General features: G+C 55.9%; 15 protein-coding genes. 8 read left to right on the forward strand and 7 right to left on the reverse strand.

The genetic code is table 11. The features are described from left to right. Nucleotides 1-77: 77 nt before the first annotated feature. Nucleotides 78-3,608, forward strand: a complete 3,531-nt coding sequence (locus FTO74_RS13745; RefSeq protein WP_255462272.1) for a glycoside hydrolase family 38 C-terminal domain-containing protein — start codon at nucleotides 78-80, stop codon at nucleotides 3,606-3,608. A 352-nt stretch (nucleotides 3,609-3,960) separates the two neighbouring features. Here FTO74_RS13745 and FTO74_RS13750 read toward each other — a convergent pair whose 3' ends face one another. After that, on the reverse strand, nucleotides 3,961-6,126 hold the full coding sequence (locus tag FTO74_RS13750; protein ID WP_162538656.1) for an EAL domain-containing protein: 2,166 nt from the start codon (nucleotides 6,124-6,126) through the stop codon (nucleotides 3,961-3,963). Between the two features lie 603 nt (nucleotides 6,127-6,729). On the opposite strand from FTO74_RS13750, the gene FTO74_RS13755 reads away from it, so the two are divergent. Both FTO74_RS13755 and FTO74_RS13760 read left to right on the forward strand, forming a co-directional pair. Next, nucleotides 6,730-8,073: a Gfo/Idh/MocA family oxidoreductase gene (locus tag FTO74_RS13755; protein ID WP_162538657.1), complete on the forward strand. Its 1,344-nt coding sequence runs from the start codon at nucleotides 6,730-6,732 to the stop codon at nucleotides 8,071-8,073. Between the two features lie 81 nt (nucleotides 8,074-8,154). Continuing rightward, on the forward strand, nucleotides 8,155-9,471 hold the full coding sequence (locus FTO74_RS13760) for a VCBS repeat-containing protein (RefSeq protein WP_162538658.1): 1,317 nt from the start codon (nucleotides 8,155-8,157) through the stop codon (nucleotides 9,469-9,471). Between the two features lie 73 nt (nucleotides 9,472-9,544). Here FTO74_RS13760 and FTO74_RS13765 read toward each other — a convergent pair whose 3' ends face one another. Then, a complete protein-coding gene (locus tag FTO74_RS13765; RefSeq protein WP_162538659.1) occupies nucleotides 9,545-9,820 on the reverse strand; it encodes a hypothetical protein in 276 nt (91 codons plus the stop codon). Between the two features lie 466 nt (nucleotides 9,821-10,286). On the opposite strand from FTO74_RS13765, the gene FTO74_RS19555 reads away from it, so the two are divergent. Then, nucleotides 10,287-10,892 (forward strand): alpha/beta fold hydrolase, encoded by a 606-nt coding sequence (locus FTO74_RS19555; protein WP_220399021.1) that lies wholly within the window; start codon nucleotides 10,287-10,289, stop codon nucleotides 10,890-10,892. A 507-nt stretch (nucleotides 10,893-11,399) separates the two neighbouring features. On the opposite strand, the gene FTO74_RS13775 is transcribed toward FTO74_RS19555, so the two are convergent. From FTO74_RS13775 to FTO74_RS13790, 4 genes are all read right to left on the reverse strand, one after another. Continuing rightward, a complete protein-coding gene (locus FTO74_RS13775) occupies nucleotides 11,400-11,864 on the reverse strand; it encodes a hypothetical protein (protein ID WP_162538660.1) in 465 nt (154 codons plus the stop codon). 319 nt (nucleotides 11,865-12,183) lie between these two features. Beyond that, entirely contained in the window at nucleotides 12,184-13,056 is an 873-nt protein-coding gene (locus tag FTO74_RS13780) for a DNA-binding domain-containing protein (RefSeq protein ID WP_162538661.1), read from the reverse strand. Beyond that, nucleotides 13,053-13,934 (reverse strand): DUF692 domain-containing protein, encoded by an 882-nt coding sequence (locus tag FTO74_RS13785; protein WP_162538662.1) that lies wholly within the window; start codon nucleotides 13,932-13,934, stop codon nucleotides 13,053-13,055. The genes FTO74_RS13780 and FTO74_RS13785 overlap by 4 nt, the downstream gene beginning before the upstream one ends. Nucleotides 13,935-14,005: 71 nt before the next feature. After that, on the reverse strand, nucleotides 14,006-14,299 hold the full coding sequence (locus FTO74_RS13790; RefSeq protein WP_162538663.1) for a hypothetical protein: 294 nt from the start codon (nucleotides 14,297-14,299) through the stop codon (nucleotides 14,006-14,008). Nucleotides 14,300-14,669: 370 nt separating this feature from the next. Between FTO74_RS13790 and FTO74_RS13795 the strand changes: the two genes are divergently transcribed. The 4 genes from FTO74_RS13795 (at nucleotide 14,670) to FTO74_RS13810 (ending at nucleotide 17,123) form a co-directional block, all read left to right on the forward strand. Next, nucleotides 14,670-15,134 (forward strand): DoxX family protein, encoded by a 465-nt coding sequence (locus tag FTO74_RS13795; RefSeq protein WP_162538664.1) that lies wholly within the window; start codon nucleotides 14,670-14,672, stop codon nucleotides 15,132-15,134. A 3-nt stretch (nucleotides 15,135-15,137) separates the two neighbouring features. Continuing rightward, a complete protein-coding gene (locus FTO74_RS13800; protein ID WP_162538665.1) occupies nucleotides 15,138-15,767 on the forward strand; it encodes a sigma-70 family RNA polymerase sigma factor in 630 nt (209 codons plus the stop codon). After that, entirely contained in the window at nucleotides 15,758-16,006 is a 249-nt protein-coding gene (locus FTO74_RS13805) for a zf-HC2 domain-containing protein (RefSeq protein ID WP_162538666.1), read from the forward strand. The genes FTO74_RS13800 and FTO74_RS13805 overlap by 10 nt, the downstream gene beginning before the upstream one ends. An 814-nt stretch (nucleotides 16,007-16,820) precedes the next feature. Then, nucleotides 16,821-17,123, forward strand: a complete 303-nt coding sequence (locus FTO74_RS13810; protein ID WP_162538667.1) for an antibiotic biosynthesis monooxygenase — start codon at nucleotides 16,821-16,823, stop codon at nucleotides 17,121-17,123. A 235-nt stretch (nucleotides 17,124-17,358) separates the two neighbouring features. On the opposite strand, the gene FTO74_RS13815 is transcribed toward FTO74_RS13810, so the two are convergent. Further along, a complete protein-coding gene (locus FTO74_RS13815) occupies nucleotides 17,359-18,447 on the reverse strand; it encodes a Gfo/Idh/MocA family oxidoreductase (protein ID WP_174242228.1) in 1,089 nt (362 codons plus the stop codon). Between the last annotated feature and the right edge of the window lie 241 nt (nucleotides 18,448-18,688).

Below are 18,688 nucleotides of genomic sequence, written 5' to 3' on the forward strand. Positions count from 1 at the left end.
GCTTACACAAGCTATTTGGGGAGAAATTCAGCATGGTCGTTGTTTTCTATACCGTTTGCGCTGCTGCCCGGCGCCCTTTGCGATCCGTTGCCGCCACAGCAGCGATGCTTGCCTTCGTCACTGCCGCCGACGGTCAGACTATGACCACACCGGACATTACAAAGACCCCTACACTCTTCGTCGTTCCCTATGCTCATCTGGACACACAGTGGAGATGGGAGTTTCCGCAAACCATCAGCGAGTTTCTGCCCAAAACGATGCGGCTGAATTTCGACTACATGGATAAGTACCCACACTATGTCTTCAACTGGACCGGCTCGAATCGCTATCGTCTGATGAAGGAGTATTTTCCTGGCGACTATGCGCGAATCAAGGGGTACGTGGCGCGTGGACAGTGGTTCCCCGCAGGTTCTTCGGTGGAAGAAGGCGACGTAAACCTGCCCAGCGCCGAAGGAATCTTCCGCCAGATTTTGTATGGCAATACTTATTTTCGTCACGAGTTCGGCAAGGCAAGTAACGAATTTATGCTGCCGGACTGTTTCGGATTCCCTTCCTCGCTGCCTACGATTCTTGCCCATGCCGGACTCGCGGGATTCTCGACTCAAAAGATCGGTGGGCGCTGGCCCGCCGGGCCAGAGGTGGGTGGGCCCGATTCGCCCGAGCAGACACCGGACGGCGTACCCTTCAACGTCGGGGTGTGGGTGGGGCCAGACGGTAGGAGCGTGGTTGCGGCGTTGCATCCTGGCGCATACGGTAGCAGCATCTATACCGACCTGAGCGAGGCGCCCACAGCGTCTATGGAACAGACTCTATTGAGCAATGCGCAAAAGCCGCCGCTCAACGGGGAACAGTCCAACGCGCTTCGCCGTCTTTCTGCTGCCGATACGGACTGGGTGAAGCGCATCGATCTCAATGGAAAAGTGTCGGGCGTCTTCGCCGATTACCGCTACGTGGGCACAGGAGATACGGGAGGAGCGCCGCAGGAGGCTACCGTCAAACTGCTTGAAGCCATCGCGACGAAGAGCGACACCATACTGCCGTCCCTGCCAAAGCTGAATGGTGTGCCGTCCTTCCCCGCGCATTCGGTGACGGTGCGCGTGGGAGAAGGCCCGGTGCGTGTGATTGAGTCCTCCTCCGATCAGATGTTCAACGCCATTACGCCGGATATGGCCGCACGCATGCCGCACTACGAGGGTGACCTGGAGCTGACCGACCACTCCGCCGGTTCGCTCACATCGCAGGCTTATCACAAGCGCTGGATCATCAAGGATGAAAATCTCGCTGACGCAGCGGAGAAGGCTTCGATCGCCGCGCAATGGCTTGGTGCTCGCACCTATCCGCAGCAGCAGTTGAATGATGCGTGGGTGCTCGCGCTCGCCGGGCATTTTCACGATACGGGTGCAGGAACATCGACACCACGCGCCTATCAGTATGCATGGAACGATGACGTGATCGCAGCCAATCGGTTTGCCGCAGTGCTTACCAGTGCAAGCGCTGCTGTTTCCTCCGGTCTCGATACGCGCACGCAGGGTGTGCCTGTGGTGGTCTACAACCCGCTCAACATCGCTCGCAAGGATCTGGTCGAGGCCGCGGTTGTCTTTCCTGGCCACGCTCCCAAAGCCGTGCGCGTCTATGGTCCCGACGGACAGGAGACTCCTGCACAGTGGAAAGACGGCAAGGTAGTCTTTCTGGCGTCTGTGCCCTCTGTCGGCTATGCCGTCTTCGACGTACGCCCAGACGCGCAGCCAGTAACGAATAACGCGCTGCACGCGTCCGATCATTCGCTCGAAAACCAGCGTTATCGAGTGACGCTTAACGAGAGTGGCGACGTGTCGAGCATCTATGACAAGAAGCTCGGCAAGGATTTGCTCTCCGCGCCACTCAGGCTGGCGATCTCCACCGATATTCCTCGTAATTATCCGGCATGGAACATGGACTTCGCGCAGGAACAGGCTGCTCCGCGCACGTTTGTCAGCGGACCTGCGGAGATTCGCATCAGCGAGAATGGCCCTGCTCGCGTCTCGCTCGAAGTGACGCGGCAGACCGAAGGCTCCCGGTTTGTGCAGACCGTTAGTCTTGCCGCGGGCGATGCCGGCAATCGCGTCGATCTCCACTATGCAATCGACTGGAAGACTGCGGGCTCAAACCTTAGGGCAGCGTTCTCGCTGAGCGCTTCGAATCCGAAGGCGACCTATAGCTGGGATATCGGCACTATCGAGCGGGGCAATGCGAAACAGCGGCAGTATGAGGTGGGCTCGCATCGCTGGATCGACCTGACCGACAAAAGTGGAAGCTATGGCGTGACTCTGCTGACCGATGTGAAGAATGGCTCTGACAAGCGTGACGATCAGACGATTCGCGTGACACTGCTGCGCTCTCCTGGGGCGAAGCCCACAGCCGACGGCCATCCAGGCAACTACAGCGACCAGACGACTCAGGACTGGGGACATCACGAGATCGCACTCGGCGTCGTGGGCCATGCCGGCGACTGGCGCCAGGAGCAGACGGCGTGGGAGGCATACCGCGTCAACGATCCGCTGATCTCGTTTACAACGGAGAAGCATTCGGGCACGTTTGGCAAGAGCTTCTCTCTGGTGCGTGTCAGCGATCCTGCGATCCGCGTGCTTGCGTTCAAGAAAGCCGAGGACAGTGACGAGCTCGTTCTCCGCATGGTGGAACTGAACGGTAAGCCTGCGCCGAATATGCATGTGTCCTTTGCTGCACCGATTACGTCGGCGCACGAAGTCAACGCGCAGGAGGAACCAATTGGGCCAGCCGAAGTGAGCCACGGCGATCTGATTGCATCCTTCACTCCGTATCAGCCGCGCACCTTTGCGCTGCGTCTTGCACCGCCGCAGGTTCCGATTGCGCGACCGCATACGCAGTCGGTCGCGCTGCACTACGATCGTGCCATCGCCAGCAACGATGATACGAAGATCGAAGATGGCGGTATCGACGGCAAAGGAAACGCGATGCCTGCTGAGATGCTTTCGTCTGAGATTGATTATGGCCCGGTCAGGTTTGAGCTTGCCTCAGCTAAAACCGGCGTGCCGAACGCTGTCACGGCCAGGGGCCAGACGCTTGCACTGCCCGCCGGCCGATTTAATCGCATCTATCTGCTTGCCGCGGCATCTTCTGCAGACGATCAGAAAGCACTCTTCCGTGTGGGCAATCGCGCCGCCGAGTTGAACATTCAATCGTGGACCGGCTGGATTGGCCAGTGGGACACGCGCATCTGGACAAACACTCCGGACCGTGACTGGGCCGTCTCCGCCAATCATGTCTCATCTTCCCTCCGTTCGCCGAACGAATCCAAACCGCCCGCATGGCGCTACCCCGATGACTACGTTGGATTGAAGCCCGGTTACATCAAGCAGGCTGCACTGGGCTGGTACGCGTCTCACCATCACACCGCAGAGGGACTCAACGAGCCGTACCAGTATTCCTATCTCTTCGTGTACTCGCTGGATCTACCCGTGGGCGCTCGCACGCTTACGCTTCCGAACAACGACAAGATTCGCATTCTGTCGGTCTCGGTTGTCGGCGACAGTCCATCCCTGATCCCGGCGTCGCCGCTATTCGACACGCTGGGTAGTTCAAACCCCTAAAGCAATTCATACGGAAAACAACCCTCTCATTTAGCTGGATATGCATTGACTAATAAGACCAGTCATATGCACTTGTGGGAAGTGATCGGCAGAAGTCCGATCACTTCCCACAAAATGACACATAACGATGGTCGCCTCTCCCAGCTATTCGAGCGTAATCATATGGCGCTCGTTACACTAACTCATCCAACAGCACAAAGATCGGGACAGGCCAGTGATGCGGTCGCCAATGTTGCTCTGCGCGGGAGATATAGCACCGGCTCTCCTTGTTCGGATGTGACCGGCCTACTGCAGAGTTGTAGCTGCCTTGCAGTCACGGGCTTGAGGCTTGCAGCGACGTATGTATACGTAACTAAGGAGCAGCAACTTGCTCCTTAGGGAGCGCGCGCATCGTCTCTGCAGAGCTAAGTAGTGGGCCGAAATAGAGACCTTGCCCAGTCAAGCAACCGAAACCTCGCAACATATCGTATTGACACTCGTTTTCAATCCCCTTGGCGATGACATCAAGCGATAAGCTGGAAGCCAACATTCCGATAGCTTGAACGATTGCATCGATCGCCTTCTCAGAGTGCATCCGTTGAACGAAGGTGCGATCAATCGTTAGGGCGTCCACTGGATAATCTCCCAATTGCGCAAGACTCGAACAACCTGTACCAAAGTTGTCCAGGACAATGCGTATTCCGTATTCTCGTAATTTTCGTAACGCGCGGACGATGAACTCTGACCCTCGCGCAAAAAGCGCAAGTTCGGTAATTTCAATCTCGATCAATGAAGGCTCAATGTGGAATTTGTCGAGGTCTCTCAGAAGGCGTTCCGCGAAATCATCTCGCAGAAACTCGGCCGGGGCAGCATTCATTGAAATTGGAAGCAGAGCAGTCCCCGTCTTCTTCCAGGCCGCCATGTCGCTAAAAACTCTCTTTCGCAAGTGGCAGCTAAGCTGCGTCGCGAGTTCGTAGTCCCTGTAGGTCTCTGCGAGAGTGCTAGCCGGTTGCAGGCCGGATTCAGGGTCGCGCCAACTCAGCAGAGCCTCGAACCCGATTACGGAAAAATCGGGGAGGTTTATTTTGGGTTGATACCGCGGCTCGATCACCCTGTTGTGCAGGATCTGCGCGGCAAGATTGAATTGAGCTACCGCGCGCTCAATCGTTTCCATCATTCGGGCATCGAAGATGCGAAACCCACCGCGACCGTTAGCCTTCAGCTCTTTCAGCGCGGCATCTCCACAGCGAGATAATGTCTCGATATCCTGTGCATCTCGCGGAAAAAGAGCGCAGCCTATGCTCATTCCCCCATTGATCTGATTGCCGTTATAGGTAATGGGAGATGTCATTTGCGAAAGAGCTCGTCCGGCCGCGTTGCGTACATCTTCCTCATCTCTGATATTGCGAATGATGATCGCAAATTCGTCGCCGCCAAGCCTAGCCACAATTCCTGAATCTGAAAAAGATGTCTTGAGGCGCCTGGAGATGGCTTGCAGGAGATGATCCCCGGCTGGATGTCCCAAGGTATCGTTGACTTGTTTGAAGTGATCGAGATCAATCAGAAGGAAACCAAATTGTTCGCCCGTCCGACGGGCGTTTTTAATCAAATGCCTTAGTTTAATTCGGAGTGACCTGCGATTTAGCAATCCAGTCAAGCTATCAATTTCGCTCGCGATTCGAAGCCGCCTCTCGGCCTCGCGCTGTAGCGTCACTTCTCTGGAGACACAAAAAATCGCAGTCGTCCGGCCGTGCTCATCTACCAGCGGGGTGAGGATATTATCCCAATACTGAGGCTTTTGACCTGGTAGTTGGCTAAGTCCAGGGAAGCGCGCATTCTTCCCCTGCCGGGCCATAGCCAAGGCTCTTCCTCCACGATTGTGTACTTCCTTGGGGAGGAGATTGAGCCATCGCATGCCAAAGCCGGAGTCCTCCGAAACACCGAGGGCGACACAACCTGATTTATTCATCGCGGCAAGCGAGCCGTCAGGATTAATGACCTTGATGCAATCGACACTGATATCCAGCATGTCGCGCTGGAGCCTTGTGTTTTCTTCAAGGGCCTGCTGGCGAGCACGCAGCTCTTGAATATCGGTGCAGCTACCTAGCCATCGAATTACCTCACGGTACTCGTTGTGCTGTGCCCGAGCCTGAACCAGAAACCACCGATGATCTCCGGATCGATGGCGGAGGCGACATTCACAGACGAAAGGGGAATCTGTTTCATTCGATTGTGTCCAGCGACTCAGGACTTCGCAATAGTCATCCGGATGCACCCAGTTTAGCCAGTTCCCTAAGCCTGGTTCGCCCGCCTTGGACCCGGTATAGTCGTTCCATCTCCGATTGAAATATTCACTTGAGCCATCCGGGCGCATCGTCCAGATCATCTCTGAAAGGAGGTCCAACACCACTTCGGCATGACCTGATAGTTCTGCCGGGGTTGTATGTGCTGTGGGATGGTTTTGACTAAGGCAATACGATAGAGCGGACTGGAAAGCAGCTCCTTCACTGTCTGAATCCTGGATAAAGAACGTCGGCATCTGTAGGACCCTCCCAGCGAATTGGATGCGTTGTAGCTCGCAACACAACCGGATTTATTAGCCGCATTACTCGACAGGCTTTACGCGAAACGTGCCACGTCGAGCCATATTGGAAATCAAGTATCGTCCTGAACGCTTGGTTCTACAAGCATTTTGTGTGGATCCGCCATGCGGCATCGACAGCGTTCCTCTGAGCCAGTCTCGATATCCAGAGATTCGGGCCGCAGAGGATAGCTCTGCAACTTGATGCGATTTCCGGTTGAGGTGATGGCTTCGCAGCCCACAAGAACTATGTCTATCGCGTCGGCATAACCTGCCACTTTCCGCTCATCACGGCTGACAAAGTTTTTGCCTGTGGCCCGGCGAGTAGCTTCTCCACTTCCGCATTACAGATGCCCGGCATCCTCGATGCGGGTGTTGCGATCGTTGATATGAGGCAGATAGCTCCTACAGTCGCTACAATGCTTGGGGCCGCACTTCCAACGGCTCACATGCCAGCTATAGGCTATAAGTCCTATGGCCTGATATGGAACCTGAACCCTCGGATGCACATTGCATCTTCTGCAACCACCACCAGACTCTACCGAAACGAGACTCGACCACATGACGACACTCGACCGCAGATCCTTTCTCAAATCTGCCATGATTGCAGCCGCAGGCGCTACGAACCTCCACATGCTTGCCGCTCAGACGGCTCCGCTGATTGCTCCTAAATCCCCCAATGACAATATCCACCTGGCCCTTATCGGCGCAGGCATCCAGGGTCAGGGAGACACCAAGACCGCTCTCCAGGTTCCCGGCGTCAAGCTCGTCGCCGTCGCCGACTGCTACGACGGACGTCTCGCTCACGCTAAAGAGCTTTGGGGAGCCGACGTCTTCACCACGCGAGACTATCGCGAGATCCTCGCTCGTCCAGACGTGGATGCCGTCCTGATCGCCACGCCCGACCACTGGCACAAACAGGCCGCTGTCGATGCCATGAAGGCGGGCAAAGATGTCTATCTCGAAAAGCCCATGATCCATCTCTACTCCGATGGGCCGGAGATTATCGACACGGCTCGATCGACCGACCGCATCCTGCAGGTGGGGAGCCAGCGTGTGAGCAACGTCGCCTACTCGAAAGCCAAGGAGCTTCTTGCCGCTGGAGCTATCGGCAAGCTCAATACTGTCAATGCGCGTTGGGATCGAAACTCCTCTATGGGCGCGTGGAACTATACCGTTCCCCTCGATGCCTCGCCTGAGACCTGTGACTGGCCTCGCTTTCTCGGCACTGCCCCTAAGATCGCCTGGAACCCTGAGCACTTCTTCCAGTGGCGTAAGTGGAAGGCTTATGGGTCCGGCGTCGCTGGCGACCTCTTCGTCCACCTCTTCAGCGGAACTCACTTCATCACCGGCTCTCACGGCCCCACTCGCGCCATGGGCACCGGGTCCGTACGCTACTGGAAGGACGGCCGCGACGCCGATGATGTGATGCTCGCCCTCTTCGACTATCCCGAAGGATTTAACCTCTCGCTCCGCGTCAACTTCGTCAATGGAGGCGAAGAGAGCGAAGGCTTCCTTTTTACCGGCGACGAAGGCACCATGGAGATCGCAGGCAACAGCGTCATCGTCACGCGTGTTCCGCATGAGAGAGACCCCGGCATGACCATCGGCACCTTTACGAATGACATGCAGCGGCAGCTCACCGCAGAGCACGGCAGGAAGTACCCCGTCGAACATCCCGCTGGCTCTACCTATGCCGCAGTTGAAAATTACTCCGCGCCCCGCGGCTACTCCGACAGCTACGACCACTTCCACAACTTCTTTAACTCTGTTCGCACTCGCAGGCAGCCGGTGGAAGACGCAACCTTCGGCTTCCGCGCCGCCGGTGCCGCGCTGCTCTCGAACCTCAGCATTGAGAAGGACGCCATCGTTCACTGGGATCCCGAAACCATGAAGCTGGCGTGATGACGCCGGCATGATTGCCATGCGGATACGAGATATCTTCTCCTGAATCTATTCGGGACCATTCACATATAAAGGATCTCCATGAGATATTGCACGCTTCACCTCGCTTTGATCGCGACACTCTGTGCTGGCACTGCCGTTGCTCAGGAAAATGGAAAAGGCACCGAAGTCCGCCTCCAAAAGCCGGGCAACGATCCCGACGGCACGCCCCGCATCGCCTTCCTGTCACACCGCCTTGGAAGCGATCATGCTGAAGGAATCTCCGCCCTCGACATAAACGGCGATGGCTTCAACGACCTGCTTAGCGGAGCCTACTGGTATGAGAATCCCGGCGCTCATGGCGGTGACTGGAAGCAGCACCAGTTCCGCGCCGTCGGCACGCATGAGGAGTTTGTCTCCGACTGCGGCGAGTGGATCGTCGATGTGGACCATGATGGGCTGCCGGATCTCGTTACTGCCGGTTGGATCGCTAACGGTCTCTGGTGGTACAAAAACCCTGGTGCATCCGCTGCGCCCGGCACCCTCTGGCAACGCGAGAAGATCACCGATAGCTACGACACCGAGGGCGGCGCTTTCGCTGATATCAATGGCGACGGTAAACCCGATGTGGCTCTGGCCCACTATGACAAGGGCGGCATCCTCTGGGTAGACTTCAGCGGTCCCAGGCCGAAGGTGCATCACGTCGACAAAGACCAGCATGACGGCCACGGCATTGGCGTTGCCGACGTCGATGGAGATGGCAAGGCCGATCTCCTCACCCCTTATGGCTGGTATAAAAACATCGACGCAAACAGCGATCAGTGGGAGTGGCATGGCGACTGGCGACTCGGCGATGCCGGTTTCCCCATCCTTGGCTACGATGTCAATCACGACGGCAAGATGGATCTCATCTATGGTCAGGGGCACGGCTACGGGCTCTTCTGGCTGGAGCAGAGCGGCTCCGGCGCAGGCCGCAGGTGGACTCAACACCTCATTGATGAGTCCTTCTCGCAGTCGCACGCTCTTCGGCTCGCGGACATCGACGGCGATGGACAGCCCGAGCTTATCACCGGCAAGCGTTATCGTGGCCACTCCGGCAACGATGCCGGATCGTACGATCCCGTCGTTCTCTATGCTTATCGCATTGGAAAGACCGGCACGTTCACGAGGTTCACGCTCTCTTACAACGGCACCGCCAGCGCAGGCACGCAGATCCTGGCGGAGGACTTCGACCACGATGGCGATCTCGATATAGCCACTGCCGGGAAGTTAGGGGTTCACTTTCTTGAGAACCTCAAGGTTGCTGACAACGTCCCCAAAACCACTCGCGAGGCCCAGCAGCCCATCGAGCGAAAATGGCCCTTCCCCGGTGAAGGGCAAGAGGTTCCCCAGGAGGAAAACCCCAGTAAGAAGCAGTAACGGCGAGCTTGTAAATTTGCCCAGGGCCGACGGCGTTTCGCTGTTGGGCCTGGGGCAAGTTTATGGCGGCCGCCTAATGTCTTGGCAGGGCAGCCAGAGAGGAGTTGCGCCAAATCTTGATGTCGCTCCCGACGTGATCGATCATGGCGTATAAGAGCCATTTCCCGTCGGGAGAGATGACCAGGCGCGGCGTTCCTAAAGCCAGAGATTGCGGAAGTTCGACAAGCTCCTCGATCTGCCGGGTGCGGAAAGCGTAGGTGAAGAACTTTGCCAATGATTGTCCCCCAATGGCAAAGTAGATGCCTTCCTTCGGCTCGCGGAACTCGCGATCAGTGCAGAGGCTCGCCACCAGGGTTGAGATCGCGTCCGATTTTCTGAAGGAGTGTGGCTCGACGAAGCAGCTGACAGGTCTGGTAGATCCAGGGCCGGTTTCTTCGCAGGCAGCTCAGTGAACTCCGCCAGATAGCCGCCTTTGGGGATGATGATTCGTACCGTCTCATCCGGGTTTCCGCTGGCAGCATATGCCTCCAGATTTGCCCTGAGCCGCCTCGCTTCGCTACGGACAATATTGTCCAGCTTCGGGTCCCAGTCCCGAGGCCGGTCGAAGACCTCGATGCAGATCTGCCTCTCTTTCAGGGCCTCTACATTTTCCTCGAGGGACTGTTCGAGAACGAATCTGAGGAAGCGCGCCGTTCGGTCAGCGCGTGCGAACTCAGCGCTGACGACAAGGCGTTCGAGCTGCGCTCGTATCTTTTCGTGCCGCGCCTCCATCGCAGAAAGGTTCACCAAATCCCACGTCATCTTCACATTGAGCCGTGCACAACGATGGCCGCAACGCGATTGAAACGGGAGTGAGCCCTGCGGCGACTAAGCTCCTTGCCCAGATTTCACATGCGAATCTTCCGGGGACTTCCAGCAACTACTCGATGGCGGGTACCGGAGCAGGGTCTAACGCCAGCAAGACACAGTTCGGACCACGCCTGGGACTCGCGTATCGCTGGAAGGATAAGGCTTCCAAACAGCAGCCAGATGTCCGTGAACTCATTCCCGCACTTACCGATAAGTTTCATCTCATTGCTCCTGATTACATCGGCTTTGGTCACTTCGAGGCTCCATCGCGGTATGAGTTCCAATATACGTTCGACAATCTTGCAGCACACTTGCGTGGTTTGCTCGACCAACTTGGTCTTACGTCATACGCCCTTTATATGCAAAACTACGGCCGCCCAGTTGGGTTCCGTCTCTTCGCGGAAAAGTCGGAACAGGTAAAGGGCTTCATTATCCAGAACGCTAATGCGTACATAGAGGGCGTTGGTGAGTTGCCGAAGCAGGTTCTCAGCCCACTGTGGGAGAATCGCAATGCAAAGACGGAGGAACCGGCAAAGGAGTTCCTGAGTGCGGCCTCGACCATGTTCAACTAAATTGTCGGAGCGCGCTAAAGAGAACATCAACCCCGACAACTGGTTTTAGATCAGGCATTTCTAGACCGTCCCGGCACGCAGGCGTATCAGATTGACCTGCTGGAGAACTACAAGACGAACGAGGCATCGTATGACAGTTGGCAGGTGGCCTTCCGTACTCACCAGCCGAAGACGCTCATCCTGTGGGGCACGAAGGATTCATTCTTTGTGCCACCGGGAGCCGAAGCTTGCCTGCGTGATTTGCCAAAGGCAAAGCTCGTTTGGCTGGACTCGGGCCACTTTGTGCTCGATGAGAATCTGCACACCGTTGCGGAAGAGATTAAGGCTGCTTTTGCTGGCTAGATATCCATGCTCCAGAATAAAAATATAAGTGAGAACCGCTGACTGCGTGATGGTGATAATAGCCAGCACGCAACGGTATCTCAGAATTAAAGCTAACGATAATCTCTGAGTGTGAGCTTCATTCTCATGGCAAGGTTTACCGCAAAAAGTCCGCAATGAGTTGAATCACAGATGATGGCCCCAGCGGAAGTGGAGATACTCCTCGAGTCCAATCAGGAAAAGAGTTGCGACGGACAGAAGGAGTTGCATCCGCTCCATGCGCAGCTTCTTTTTTGTGGGAGGAGTCTGACGCCACTGGGATGCAGGGCGTCGGCGAAGCCGACGAACCTGCGCCAGAACCAGCAGGTTCAGCGATGTCGCAAGCAAGGCAAACAGAATCATTGGCACGCGAATCCAGTCGGCATGAAATCGATCCAGAATATTTCCTACAGAGGCGCTCACGAGAAGTGAGCTAATCCCAAGCGTCAATCGGATGCCATCAACAGCGGCGAAGAAGGTGCAGATGCTCTGCAACACCGCGAAGAAGAGACTGGACCAAGCAATAGCAACTGGAATCGCACTATTTCTGACAGATGACTCCTGTCCGGCGGAAATATCTGTACTTACCGTCTTCGATTGCGAAATTTGCATAGGATTCGGTTTCGTCTCAATTTTAGATTGTGCAGAGTGAGACGGACAGGTTGCCTGTAATTAAGATCCAGAATCTTCTCTAAATGCCTTAACGTCTGACGAGAGGAAGTTACGGGCACAGTTGTGTCTACCGTATCAACTCAGATGGAACTCCCACCAGCCTTGGCAAGATTGAAGGGCTGCCCGAGACCGTTGGTTTCAACGGCATCGCCGCACTCTAATACCAGACAAACCAACGCCGCGACGGATTCGTCGCGGCGTTGGCTCTGAGTTCCCGCAATCGACACAACTGGGCGAGGACAAATGGAGAGAGGGCTATTTATGGTTTGCAGAACCAGCCAAGCTCCGCCGCATGAGCGAAGTATTCCTGAACCTTCTCGGCTAGCTGCTGTTCCTTCAAGCGAGTGTCCGCAAACGCTATGCTGAGTGCTTCCATGATCGACAACCCATTGCGTAGGCCGGAAAGTAGCTGAAATGCTTCGCGGTCGATGCGCCGGTAATAGACCAGATCATCGAAGCGATGGACGGCCAGAAAAACCCGGCCACGGCGCATTATGGGAAGCGATGTTCTTTTCCGCAGCCTGTTTCCTGTCGACGCATTGCTGACGATGTCTGTGTCCGGTGTGTCCTTGTGCACGGCCATCACCAACTCGTCGACGGGATACATCAGCTCGAGCAGTTGGATATGCGGCTGGAGAGCGACGCGCGTTTCAGCGCCCAATATCTGGATATCCTCGGCTAAGAGTGGAGCAACGCACCTGCGGTCGAAGGCTTCGACATACGCCCACTCGAGTCTGGCGATATCGACTGCCAGTCTATGCTGCCTCCCAGCGAACTCGCGGTGATTAGCCAGCCAATCCGGCAGCTTGCCGCCAAGGTCACGCAACGTCCACGAAGTCGATGGATTTTCGCGGACGTAGGCTAATACCATGGCGTTGAAGCGCTTTGCGCCAAGGGCTGCATTCAGCGCGGGGAAATCGTCGGATACCGCTTCGATCAAGCGGAACCAGTACTGACGGTTATAAATCTCCAGGCGCTCGAAGGAGGTCAGGTGAGCATTCGGAGTGATGTAACTTGCAGCCAGGTCATTGGTGGAGCTGCCGTCTTCCGTTTCCTGCTGCATCTCGAAGTTCGGCGTCAGCGGGCGGCGCACGTCCTCCGCCATGCGTCGTTGCAGTTCCAGAAGGTTCATACGCTGGCCTCTTCCAGAATTCCAACCGATTGCCTCGTCTGTGTCGCGGCTGCTTTCAAGTAGCGGTTCGCCTTCAGGGCTTCATTGTGAACTTCCTCGAACGAAGGAATATTGTCGTCCCACTCCAGCAATGTTGCCGTCGGGCCGATCCTCTCGATCGCACGCGCATACATCTTCCACACGGGATCGAGCACCGGATGATCGTGCGTGTCGAGCGTATACTTCTCGAACCTGGAATGCCCGGCAATGTGAATCTGGGCGACTCGCTCCACGGGGATGCTATCGACGTATACCATCGGATCGAACCCGTGATTCTGCGATGAGACGTAGATGTTATTTACATCGAGAAGAATTCCGCAGTCGGCCGCATGAACGACTTCGTTCAGGAACTCCCACTCAGTCATCTGCGACTCGTGGAACTCTGCGTAGCTGCTGACATTCTCGACCGCAACGGGAATCTCAAGGTAATCCTGAACCTGCCGGATGCGCTCTGCGGTCGTTCGAACCGCTTCGAAGGTGTACGGCAATGGGAGCAGATCGTGCGTGTAGCAGCCATCGACGCTTCCCCAGCAAAGATGGTCAGAGAGCCAAGGAGTCTTGGTACGTTTCGTCAGCTCCTTGAGCTTCCGAAGATGGTCCCGATTCAGGGACTGCGCGGAGCCGAAGTACATCGAGACTCCGTGCTGGACAACGCGGTATCTCTCCAGGATCTGGTCGAGCATCTTCAGAGGGCGCCCGCCATCGACCATGTAGTTCTCGGAGATGATCTCAAACCAATCGACGACCGGCTTCTCCGAAAAGATGTGGTCATAGTGGGGGATTCGCAGTCCGATCCCAACGCCGTATTCGGTAAATCCATTAAAGCGGTTGGCCGGCATGATTGCTCCTTTACGCAAGACAGGCAAAATTGGAGGCCTGAACCATCTCAGACCTCCAACAGAGAACCAAACTATGCCTTGGACTTGGAACCGTCGGTCGCACAGTCGCCCTTGCCCTTGCAGGAGTTCTTGCCGGGGTGCTTGCCGCCGCCCTGCCCCTTACAGTCGTTCTGTCCTTTGCAGGCATGCTTCGGCAGTGGGGCCTTATCGTCGCTGACGAGCAAGACGCCGAGCCCAGCGGAGGCGCTGGTGGCAGCACCGGTGTTGGGCGAAACCGGCTGGGCGTTGAGGCGGGCAGCGGTACCGCCAAGCAGGCCTGCGAATGCCGCAGCCAGAGCCAGAGAGCTTACTGAAGTCGTCTTCATAGAAAGTTCCTTTCTTGGTTAAGGCCAGGCCTTGCGCACTGGACGTTGCGGTCGCGGACACGGGGAGACGGAGCGAGAGTAGCAGGCTGCATTGATCTGGGAAGCCCTCTCGCCATCTCTTGTACCGCGTATTGGAGAGTTGAGGCGGCAAATGGTTACAGCCTGTGCTGAATTTTAGCTCCCGGCAGTATCCTCTCATCCTGAGAAGAGATTTGGACAGACCGTGATCAGCCATTGCGAAGAACTATCACCGCAATTCCAACAATTTGCATTTCCGTCGTAACCAAATTTTATCTATTCGCTCTAATGAGCGATGAGAAGAGCCGCCGATCCGGAATACCGCCCGGGCTCTATCGCAACGAGGTTATTCATGAGTAAGCTGGTTCGCGTGTATTATCGCTTTTCGACGGCTTTATCTATGCTGCGCTCTCCCATGCTGCTGGCCGTGCGCCTCTATTGGGGCTTTCAATTTGCCCAGACCGGCTGGGGGAAGCTGCACCACCTGGAAAAGATCACAGGGTTCTTTGCGAGCCTTAATATTCCTTTTCCCGCGTTCAACGCCCATTTCGTCTCGGGCCTGGAGTTCGTCGGGGGTATCTTGCTCATGCTCGGCCTGGGTTCTCGCATCATCAGCCTGTTTCTCGCCGGTAACATGTTCGTAGCCTACTGGACAGCGGATCACGAGGCACTCACCTCGTTCTTCTCCGATCCCGGTAAGTTTTATGTCGCTGATCCCTATACGTTCCTGTTTGCGTCGCTGATGGTGTTGATATTTGGCCCCGGCCTCTTGGCGGTCGATGCACTGATTGCCAAGAGGGTGAAGGAAACTGCATAGCGAATGACGAACCGGATCGAAAACGAAGTCGAGGCAGCGATGATCGCCTCGATCCTGGCCGGAAATACCCAGATGTATCACGACCTGATTCGCCCCTACGAGCGAAGCGTCTACATGATGGCGCTCTCCTTCGTGAAGAACGAGGCCGATGCAGAGGATATCGCTCAGGAATCCTTCCTGAAGGCTTTTCGCAACCTGTCCAGGTTTCGCGCAGAATCAAGCTTCGGTACCTGGCTCATCAGTATCACTCTCAATGAGGCAAGAAGCCGACTCCGGCGACAGGCAATCGTTCGCATGGAATCACTCGATACCCCTCCCGACGAGGAGGGATCGGTCTCTCCGGCTTTGCTCCGGGATTGGCATGAGATCCCCTCAGAGGCTCTGGAACGGCAGGAGATCCGGCTAATGCTTCAAGAAGCAGTCACCGGTCTTCCCGAGATTTATCGCCAGGTTTTCCTGCTGCGGGATATCGAAGAGCTGAACGTCAATGAAACCGCAGAGGCTCTCAGCATCAGTGTTCCGTCGGTGAAGGTGCGGCTTCACCGAGCGCGCATGATGCTGCAAAAACAACTCATCCCGCATTTGAAGAACGTCCGTCCAGGCCCAAAGAGGAGGTGGCTCCCATGGTTATAGAATGCAAACACGTTTGGGACCACATCTCCGGATATATCGATGACACACTGTCCGAGGAAATCCGGAGAGATGTTCAGAAACATCTCGATCACTGCGAGATTTGCTCGGCCATTTTGGACTCGACTCGCAATATCATCATCCTTACAGCGGATGAGCGCGTGTTCGAATTGCCGGTAGGCTTTAGTGAGCGCCTGCATGCGCGCCTTGACCTCGAACTCAGAACGGCAGGCGGCGGCTAAACGGATGTCAGTGAGTGGAGATCAGTAAGAACCGTGCAAAATGTGGTGCGCGAGACTCTCCGCCACAACCAGCAGAAGAGTCACAACCGACAGTGCAATCTGCACAGTCTCCGAACGGCGCTGCCTGGCGGAGATCGGCTGCATCCTCCACTGCGCTGCGGGGCGGGCGCGAAGAGAACGTATTCGCCACACGACATAAAGGTTGAGGACAGAGCCGAGGATCGCAAAGACAATCATCGGAACTCGAACGATACCGGTATGGAGAGTAAAGGCGAATCCTGGGATGAATGAGGCAGCCGCCAGCGAACTCAACCCGATCAGGAATCGAAGACCACTGATGGTTATGACGGCAGTGCATACACTCTGCAAAAGAATGAGCAGGAAACTCGTCAGACTAAGGAGCCAGCCCCGATTCTGTTGGGCTACAGGAGCCCCAGTGTGATCTGTCACCTTCGCTTTACCTCCTTATGAAACGTTAAAACGCCTCACAGTAGACGCTTGAGTACAACGAAGGTTACAAGCTGGAGTGCTCCGGCCATCGCGAGTTGAATCCATCATGTCTTCTCATTTTCGTAAGACGGGATGAAGTCGCCACTCACGATAGTCGGCCCAAGCTAAGGGCGATATCGCTGTCTCCCCCATAATCCTCATGTCGGCTGTAACTTTTTTCTTTCCGGAAGATCAAACGGATAGTCTTCTATCTTGCAGGTCAAGCGTGGTTAGAGATTGAAGACGGAACAGGCAATGGAACCCAAATTGGATCGGAGATTTCTCTGCTCCACCTCTAAACCAGACAATGAAATTGGGAGAAGACATGGATCGTTTTGCGATATCAGCGACGCTGAAGGCTCGACCGGGGAAAGAGAATGAAGTTGAGCAATTTCTAAGATCCGCCCTGCCTCTGGTAGCTCAGGAAGCTGGCACCAGAGCCTGGTTTGCCTTTCGCATCGCTCCGGCAACGTTCGGGATCTTTGACACGTTCGCCAATGAAGAAGACAGGCAAGCTCACCTGACTGGAGAGATAGCAAAAGCCCTCTTTGCCAAGGCCGAAGAGTTGTTTGCCGAACCGCCGCAGATCCAGCAGCTAGACATCATCGCAGCCAAGCCTCTCGTATAACGGTCAAGCGCCATCGCGAAACTCAGCCTTCTCGATGGCGCTTAAAGCGATAACCCTACAATTGGGATGCAGATCGGTGTGGAATACTGAACGCCGCCGTCTTTGGTCTCTAACCTCAGATCATCATCGTCTCTCAATTTCAATGAGAGACGATGATGATCGTCCACTGGTGTCCATGTTTGCCCAAGAGGGCGGACTTTCAGAAGCGGCGTAAAGCAGTCCGTAAACGGACAACCTATTGGGGCAACGGCTTTAGCATTACGGTGCGTCCGGTAGCGGCGGACGTACGGGCGGCGTCGAGAATCTGCATCACCACCATGTTAGTGTCGAGCGCTGAGAGATCGCCCGTGTCCTTCAGCTCGCCACGCAGCACGGCTGCCAGCAGCCCGAGAGAACTCGCAACGTTGGCCGGAAGCGCAGGCGCTTCGCTTGTCTGCTCCAGCTTTTCTCCATGGAATCGCGTGCGCAGGTTCGATGGACCGACCGTAATAGCCATGCCCCCCGTGCCGTAAAGTTCCATGTCCTTGCGGGCAAAGCTCCAGTTCCACGACGGCATCAATACACTCTGGAGCTTGGGGTAATGAAGGATGATGGTGGCATCGTCCTCAACGTGCGGATAGATCTGAGGCTTGTCAGTTTGAGAGACGGCGGTAACGCTGATCGGGGCCTGCCCGTGCATCAGCACCGTCGTGAGGTCGGCTCCATAGCAGCCGAAGTCGAAGAGGGCGCCAGCGCCGTTGCGCATGGGGTCCGTGAGCCAGGGCAACCACTCCGGCCCAACACCAATCTCGGCCGGGCCTTCGTGGCCGTCATGCACGACGACTTTGCGGACGTCGCCCAGCTTATTGTCTTCAGCCAGCCTCAGAGCCTCGGCGTTGGAGGCATACCAGGTGGTCTCGTAGTTCACGAGCACATGCACCTTGTACTTGCGGGACGCGGCGCGAATAGCCAGAGCATCTTCCATCGTTGTGGACAGCGGTTTTTCGACCATCGACGAGACACCATGCCTGGCGGCAACCTCGATGACGCGGCGATGATCGAGGATAGTCGTGTAGACGAGTACGGCATCGGGATGAGTTGCGACGATGGTCTCGTCGAGATCGGTGTGAAAGAGTGAGTGGTCAAGCGAATACTGCTTCTCATATTTCTCGGCAAGGGCTTTGTCCGGCTCAACGATGGCAACAAGCGTTGCATCCTTGCTCTTGGGCAAGTCGCGCAGGAAACCCTGTACATGGCCGTGGACCAGGCCCACGATCACAACGCGAAGAGGCTTTGACTCCGCATGTAATTGAATCGAGGCCGCGGCCACGATCAGAAGCAGCATAAATTGACGCATATATCGCAAAGTAATTCCTTTCAGTTTGAATCATAGCCCAATGGTTTGCAGGAGTCAGGGAGGTACCGATTGATCGACGCAAGCGTGTTTATGAGGATTCAAACGTATATCGGCTCGCGTGCGCTTGATCTGGATCGCCACTATTGGATTGACGATAGATTCCGAGCGCGACTTGTAATCGCGCACAGTCGTCCGCATCGAAGATGAAAACTTCAAAGTGTTTGACACT

Origin of the sequence: Granulicella sp. WH15 (assembly GCF_009914315.1) — a bacterium.
Taxonomy (GTDB): domain Bacteria; phylum Acidobacteriota; class Terriglobia; order Terriglobales; family Acidobacteriaceae; genus Edaphobacter.